Origin of the sequence: Longimicrobium sp., assembly GCA_036387335.1 — a bacterium.
GTDB lineage: Bacteria > Gemmatimonadota > Gemmatimonadetes > Longimicrobiales > Longimicrobiaceae > Longimicrobium.
Window position 1 is genome coordinate 1 of record DASVTZ010000189.1, and the last position, 7481, is coordinate 7481.

The following is a 7481-nucleotide window of genomic DNA, read 5'->3' on the forward strand; positions in this document are numbered from 1 at the left end:
CCTTCCGAGGCGGTCGGCTACCCGCGGGCAATCCCCTCCTGGCCACGCGCGATCCCTTCCTGCGCGATGCTCTCCTGGCCGATGCCCTTGACCCGGGCGATCCCCTCCTGGGCGATTCCTTCCTGCCCGCGTGCGATCCCTTCCTGCGCGATGCCTTCCTGGCCGATGCCCTTCACCCGGGCGATCCCCTCCTGGGCGATGCCCTCCTGGCCGCGCGCGATCCCTTCCTGCGCGATGCCCTCCTGGCCGATACCCTTGACCCGGGCGATTCCCTCCTGGGCGATCCCTTCCTGCCCACGCGCGATCCCTTCCTGCGCGATGCTCTCCTGGACGATACCCTTGACTCGGGCGATTCCCTCCTGGGCGATGCCCTCCTGCCCGCGCGCGATCCCTTCCTGACCGCGGGCGATCCCTTCCTGGGCGATGCCCTCCTGCCCACGCGCGATCCCTTCCTGCGCGATGCCCTCCTGCCCGATACCCTTGGCACGGGCGATCCCCTCCTGGGCGATGCCCTCCTGCCCGCGCGCGATGCCCTCCTGCCCCCGGGCGATACCTTCCTGGCCGCGGGCGATCCCTTCCTGGCCGCGAGCGATGCTTTCCTGGCCGCGCGCTATGCCTTCCTGCGCGATTCCCTCCTGCCCACGGGCGATGCCTTCCTGGCCGCGCGCGATCCCTTCCTGACCCTGAGCCATGATCATCCTCCTGTCGATGACGGGTCCCTCGATGCACTCCGCAAGAGCCGCGGGCGCTACGCCGCCGCGGCGGGCGTGGAGACGAGCCCGGCCAGGGCAAGCGTCTCCAGGGTCGCGGGAGGGAGATCCGCGACCAGGTTGCCGTTGTTCAGCCGAATCGAGGCGGCCGCGAGGGCCGTTTCGGGGGCGATCTCCTGGTGTACGAGCCCGCCGCGGGAGCGCTGCACCAGCACGTCGCGCGGCGCGCCCCGCTCGGGCGTGGCGCCAAGCTCGAAGCGGCGCAGCTCCGACGCGTCGTAGCCCAGCCGCACCAGGGCATGCGGACGTACCACCACCTCCCGCGCGGTGCCGTCCACGCGCAGCGACGCGCGACGCTCGGCGCCCCAGCGGACGCTGAGCTCGGCCCGCTCCAGCTCGAACGTCTCGGTGGTGATGCGCTGCATGCGCGGCTGGCGATCGAACCAGCGCGCGAACAGCACGCGCTCCAGCGGCCGGCGCTCGTCCGGCTGAAGCTGCGTCAGGTCGCCCGCCGCACGCGCGATCCCGTCGATCATCTCCCACAGCGACCCGCCGTCCTCCGTGACCCACCGGTACAGCGTGAGCGGAAACGCCTGGAAGAGCGTGTACGCCACGTGCATCCCGCTCGCGAACCGCTCCCATACGTCCGGCGGCAGGTGGGTGTTGTGGAAGGGGAAGAGCCGCGGGTGCTGGCGCGCGTAGTCGTTCACCTGCACCACGTCCGGGCAGTCCAGAAGGAGGCGCGGCTTGAGCTCGGAGTACGTGACGGTGCCCCCGTGCGCCTGCTCGCTGGGCGTTCCGTTGTAGAGCGTAAGGGTGTTGAGCCGAAGCCCCGCGCCGTTGCAGCGCGCGAAGAGCGCGGTGACCAGGGTGCGGTTGATGCGGTCGACGCCGCTCTGCGGGTTCTCCACCAGGAAGGCGCAGGTGGGGGTGACCCCGCTCGCCACCGAGTAGCGGAGCGTGCGCTCCAGCGGCTCCCACCCACGGTAGAACTTCTTGAGGTACTCCTTCTGGCACTCCTCGTTGACGGCGTCGATGCCGGTGAAGGCGTTGGTGCACCCCGCGGCCCCCAGCAGCCGCATCATCTCCTCCGTCATCTGAGGAAGAGTCGTATAGCAGTTCCACGTGAGGGTGAACCCCGCGTTCGCCATGGCGATGCACGCCTCCTTGGCGAAGCGGGTGTTGTTCACGAAGTTGTCCTGCACGAAGAACAGGTGGCCGGCGCCCAGGTCCTGCAGCCGCTGCATGTCGGCCAGCATGCGGTCGATGCTCTTGGACTGCCCGCCTGAGCCGTAGTGCACCGGGCTGTAGCAGAACGAGCACTTGTACATGCAGCCGCGCCCCGGCTCGTAGTCCAGCACGCGGTCGGGGTTCACGCGGAAGTACTCGGCGGTGTCCACCAGGTCGTACGCGGGGGCCGGAAGCTGGTCCATGGAGTCGAACGGCTTTCGCGTGTGCGACGCCACCACCTCCCCGCCGTGGCGGAAGGCGACGCCGGGCGCCGGCGCGGCGTGCGTTGGGCGCCCCCCGCCGCGAAGCGTGCGCACCAGCTCGCGCGCCGGCAGCTCGCCCTCGCCCTTGATTACGAAGTCGACCCACGGGTAAAAGGTGAGGACTTCCTCCGCGATCGCCGAGAAGTGGGTTCCGCCGAGCACCAGGTGCACCGCGGGGTCCGCTTCCTTGACGAGCCGGGCCAGCTCCAGCGCCACGTGCGAGTTCACCACCATCGACGTCAGCCCGACCACGTCCGGCGCGTGCGCGGCGATCAGCGCGAGCGCGCGCCGGTAGAAGCCGTCCCCTACGAAGGCGTGGTCCGCGGTCGCGCGCAGGTTGAAGTCGAGGATGGCGACCTCCGCCCCCTCCTCGCGGATCGCCGCGCCCAGCGAGAGGAGCCCCAGCGGCGGGGCCAGCTCGAAGGCGTCGTAGTAGTTGTTGGGCGGGTTGATGAGCAGGACCTTCATAAAAAAGCTCCCGGAAATACGAGGCGACGGCGGATCGGCCCCTCCGTGGTGCGGCCCACCGCCATATATAATGCACGCTCTTTTCGTGTCAAACAAACATTTGAAGATGATTCCGTTGGCCTCTCCGGCGCGTACTGGCGTGCGCCGGCGGCCTCAATGCGGACAAAGGGGCACGGAGACCAACATCATCTCCGTGCCCCCTTCAGCTTACCGCGGAGGCTTCAGCCGCCCGCCCGCAGCGTGACCACCGGGTCCACGCGGGCGGCGCGGCGCGCGGGGAGGTACGAGGCTAACAGCGCGACGCCGGTGAGGCCGAGCGCGACCGCGGCGTAGGTCAGCGGGTCCATGGGGCCGACGCCGAACAGGTGCGCGGAGATCAGCCGGGTCAGCATCAGCGCGCCCGCGATGCCGATGCCGATCCCCGCCAGCGTCATGGTGAGCCCCTGGCGCAGGAAGAGCCGCCGCACGTCGCCCGCGCTGGCGCCAAGGGCGATGCGGGTGCCCACCTCGCGCGTCCGCTGCGCCGCGATGTAGGCGATCACGGCGTAGATGCCGACCACCCCCAGGACGAGCGCGACCGCGGCGGCGATCCCCAGCATCACCATCATGAACGAGGTGCGCGCCATGGAGCCCGCGCGGATCTGCTCCAGCGTCTCCACCCTGGCGATGGGGAGCGACGGGTCGACCGCGCGGACCGCCTGCCGGAGCTCCTGAATCAGGGCCTGCGTCCCCGCGCGGGGCGAGCGCACCACGAACACCATCTCGCTGCTCCCGTAGCTGTTGTGCATCAGCGGCCAGTACACGATGGCGGTCGCCGGCCGGTCGACGCCGTCGTCCCGCTCGTCCCCCACCACCCCGACGACCTCCTGCCAGGGCGACGCGGGGTCGTTGCGCACCCGTTTGCCGATGGCGCGCGCGGCATCGCCCCAGTACGCGCGCGCCAGGTTGGCCGAGATCACCACGGCCTGACGACCCTGGTGGATGTCGTCCCAGGAGATGGGGCGGCCCGCCACGACGGGGTTCCCCATCGTCTCGTGGTAGCCCGGACCCACGGCCTTGAAGCGGCGCAGCGGCGGAAGCTCCCCGGCCGGCGTCGCGACGCCCTCCACGTAGAGCGGGTTCGTGTTGTCCTCGCCATCCATGGTGACAGACGATGCGAAGCCCACCGACTTCACGCCTGGGATCGCGGCCGCGCGCTCCGAGATCTGCCGGAAGGTGCGGGCGACGGCACCGGTGTCTCCGCTCTCCAGCGGGAGCGGCACCTGGAAGCTCTGCACCTCGCGCGGAGCCGCGAAGCCGGGCTCCACCTGCCGCATCGCGACGAAGGTGCGGATCATCAGGCCGGATGCGATCAGCAGCATCATGGTCAGCGCCACCTCGGCCACCACCAGCCGGCTGCGGAGGCGGTTGCGGCCGGGCCCGTCGCTGGCGGCGCGGCCTCCTTCCCTCAGCCGGCTCGCGTCGTCCGTCCCCAGCCGCGCGACGGGGACGAGCCCGCAGCAGACCCCCGCCGCGAGCGAGACCACGACGGCGAAGAGCAGGACGACGGGGTCGATTCCGATCTCCTCCACCCGCGGCAGCTCGGCGGGCGCGATGCGGCGCAGCAGGCGGGTCCCCGCGTGCGCCAGGAACAGCCCCGCCACCCCGCCTCCCACCCCGATCACCAGGCTCTCCGAGAGCAGCTGCCGCGCGACGCGCCCGCGCCCCGCGCCCAGCGCGGCACGCACGGCGAGCTCCTGCTGGCGTCCCTCCGCCCGCACCAGGAACAGGTTGGCGACGTTGGCGCAGGCGATGAGGAAGACGACCGCGACGCTCCCCAGCAGGATCCAGAGCGGCCGGTCCACCCCGCCGACCACGTCGCGGACGAGCGGGCGCACGTCGGGCCGCAGTCCGAAGGGACGGTACTGCGCGGGGAGGAGCGGGATCATGCGCGCGACGTCGGCGTTCGCCTGCTCCACCGTGACGCCGGGCTTGAGCCGCGCGACCGCCGCGAAGTCGAAGGCGGACTCGTCGGCGGGATCGAGGCGCATCGGCAGCACGACGGCGGGGTGCCTACGCAGGAAGCGGAAGCTCTCGGGAAGGACGCCGATCACCTCGGCGACGCTGCTGTCGACCCGGATGGTGCGGCCGACGACCGCGGGATCGCCGCCGAGGGCGCGCCGCCAGTAGCCGTGGGTGAGCACCACGCGCAGCGGGCTGCCGGGCGCATCGTCTTCGCGGGTGAAGACGCGGCCCAGCGCCGGCTTCACGCCCAGCAGCGGAAGCGTCCCCGCGGTGACGGCGAGCGCCTCGACCCGCTCCGGCTCGGCTCCGCCGGTGATCGACACCTCGTTCGCCTCCCACGCGCCCAGCGCCTCGAAGGTGCGGTTGTGGTCGCGGTAGGTAAAGAAGGTACCGGGCCCCTGCCCGTATCCCTGGTGGTGGACGCCCACCAGGCGCTCGGGCTCGGAAAAGGGGAGCGGCTTCAGGAGCACGCCGTTCACCACGCTGAAGATGGCCGTCGTCGCGCCGACGCCGAGGCCCAGCGTAAGGATGGATACCGTGGCGAAGCCGGGCCGCCGGGCGTGCTGGCGCAGGCCGTAGAGCACGTCACGGATCAGGTCGGCGGCCCAGGCACGAGCGTTCAGAAACATGTAGAGTCCCGCGGGAGGGAGTTGGAGTGACGCTGGGCCCTCTACAGGGCAACGCCCGCGCCGCCGGCCCTCCCGCCCCAACGCGATGCGGCACAACCGCTTGCGCCGCGATGCCCCGCCCCCGGTGTCCACCTGCGGGATGCGGCGGTCCCAAAACCGGACAGCGGCCCGCCGGATGCTGGCGCCGCGCTTGCACGGCCCGCCCCCGCACCCCGACCGGAGCCGCGCGTGATCCCCATCAGCGACGAAAACCCCACCGAGCTGCGCCCCATCGTGACGGTGGGGCTGATCCTGCTGAACGCGTTCGCCTGGTTCCAGCTCCAGGGCGCGGGGACGTCGCAGGCGCTGCAGGCGTCGGTGCTCCACTTCGGCACCATCCCGTGCGAGATCACGGCCCGCTGCGCGCCGGAGGGGCTGACCACGGGGACGATCCTCACCGCCATGTTCATGCACGGAAGCTGGGAGCACATCCTGGGGAACATGCTCTTTCTGTGGGTCTTCGGGAACAACATCGAGGACTCCATGGGGCACCTGCGCTTCCTCGTCTTCTACCTGCTGTGCGGGGCGGTGGCGGCGGCGGCGCACATCTACTTCAACGTGGGGAGCGAGCTGCCGGCGGTGGGGGCCAGCGGCGCCATCAGCGGGGTGATGGGCGCCTACATCGTCCTCTATCCCCACGCGCGGGTGCGGACGTGGCTGCCGCCGATCTTCTTCTTCAACCTGCGCGCGATGTTCTTTCTGATGTACTGGTTCGCGCTGCAGCTCTTCATGGCGTACGTGGATCTCGGCGCCGAGGCGGGGGAGGAGGGCGGCGTGGCGGTGTGGGCGCACGTGGGCGGGTTCGTGGCGGGAGTGGTGCTGGTGAAGCTGTTCGAGAACCACACCCTCACGCGCGCGCGGCGCAACAAGGTGGTGCTGACCCGCGCGGAGGTGGCGCAGGCACGGCCCTGGATGTAGAATGTCGGCGGGGGCGGCACAGTGAGGCGCGGGTGGTGCACGGCAACGTGGGCCACCCGTTCGCGCATCCGCCCCCCGCAACCCGCAGCCCGGCGAGGACCATGGAAGTCACCCGAGACCTGCTGCACCGCCTGCCCAAGGCGGAGCTGCACGTGCACCTGGACGGATCGCTGCGCCCCGAGACGATGCTGGAGCTCGCGGCGGAGTACAACAAGAAGATGCCCGCGCACGACGCGGACGCCCTGCGCGACTACATGCACGTGCAGGACGCGCGCAACCTCGTCGAGTACCTGGAGCGCTTCGCCATCACCCTCTCCGTGATGCAGACCGGCGACGCCCTGGAGCGCATCGCCTACGAGCTGGCCGAGGACCTGGCGAAGGAGAACGTGCGCTACGCGGAGATCCGCTACTCACCGATTCTCAACACGCAGGAGGGCCTTCCGCTCACCGAGGCGGTGGAGGCGCCGTTGCGCGGGCTCAAGCGCGCCGAGCAGGACTTCGGCATCCGCACCGAGATCATCATCTGCGGCATCCGCAACATGGAGCCGGAGACTTCGCGCGACCTGGCGGACCTGACGGTGGCGTACAAGGATCGCGGCGTGGTGGCGTTCGACCTGGCGGGGGCGGAGTACAACTACCCCGCCAAGAAGCACAAGGACGCCTTCTACACCGTCATCAACAAGAACATGGCGGCCACCATCCACGCCGGCGAGGCGTACGGCCCGGAGAGCATCCACCAGGCGCTGCACTACTGCAACGCGCACCGCATCGGCCACGGCACGCGCCTCTTCGAGGACCCGGACCTGATGCGCTACGTGAACGACTTCCGTGTCCCCATCGAGATCTGCCTGACCTCCAACGTGCAGACGCGCGCGGTCGCCTCGTTCGAGACGCACCCGCTCCGCCAGTACTACGACGCCGGCATCGTCCTGAGCCTGAACACCGACAACCGCCTGATGAGCGCCACCACGATGACCGAGGAATACTGGCGCGCGCACCAGTACCTCGGCTTCACCTGGGACGAGCTGGTGGAGATCGCGCTGATGGGCTTCGACAGCTCGTTCATGCACCGCCAGGAGAAGCTGGCGATGATCGAGGCGGTGCGCGGGGAGATCGCGGGGTTGTAGGAGGGGCCCTCACCCCCAGCGTCGCTCCGCGACGCATCCCCCACCCCCGAAACTGCCCGGGGGAGGGGGCGAAAGGGGCCCCCCCCCCCCCCC

General features: G+C 70.6%; 5 protein-coding genes. 2 read left to right on the top strand and 3 right to left on the bottom strand.

Translation table 11 applies throughout. The features are described from left to right. Positions 1-17: 17 nt before the first annotated feature. The 3 genes from VF647_18870 to VF647_18880 form a co-directional block, all read right to left on the bottom strand. Positions 18-692, bottom strand: a complete 675-nt coding sequence (locus VF647_18870) for a hypothetical protein (GenBank protein ID HEX8454158.1) — start codon at positions 690-692, stop codon at positions 18-20. 56 nt (positions 693-748) lie between these two features. Then, on the bottom strand, positions 749-2671 hold the full coding sequence (locus VF647_18875; protein HEX8454159.1) for a radical SAM protein: 1923 nt from the start codon (positions 2669-2671) through the stop codon (positions 749-751). Positions 2672-2892: 221 nt separating this feature from the next. After that, the gene (locus VF647_18880) at positions 2893-5304 is read right to left on the bottom strand and encodes an ABC transporter permease (GenBank protein ID HEX8454160.1); all 2412 of its coding nucleotides are present in this window, start codon (positions 5302-5304) and stop codon (positions 2893-2895) included. Between the two features lie 228 nt (positions 5305-5532). Between VF647_18880 and VF647_18885 the strand changes: the two genes are divergently transcribed. Both VF647_18885 and add read left to right on the top strand, forming a co-directional pair. Next, positions 5533-6261 carry a rhomboid family intramembrane serine protease gene (locus tag VF647_18885; protein HEX8454161.1) on the top strand — a complete coding sequence of 243 codons (729 nt, stop codon included), beginning with the start codon at positions 5533-5535 and terminating at the stop codon, positions 6259-6261. 101 nt (positions 6262-6362) lie between these two features. Beyond that, positions 6363-7388 (top strand): adenosine deaminase, encoded by a 1026-nt coding sequence (gene add / locus VF647_18890; GenBank protein ID HEX8454162.1) that lies wholly within the window; start codon positions 6363-6365, stop codon positions 7386-7388. Positions 7389-7481 lie beyond the last annotated feature (93 nt).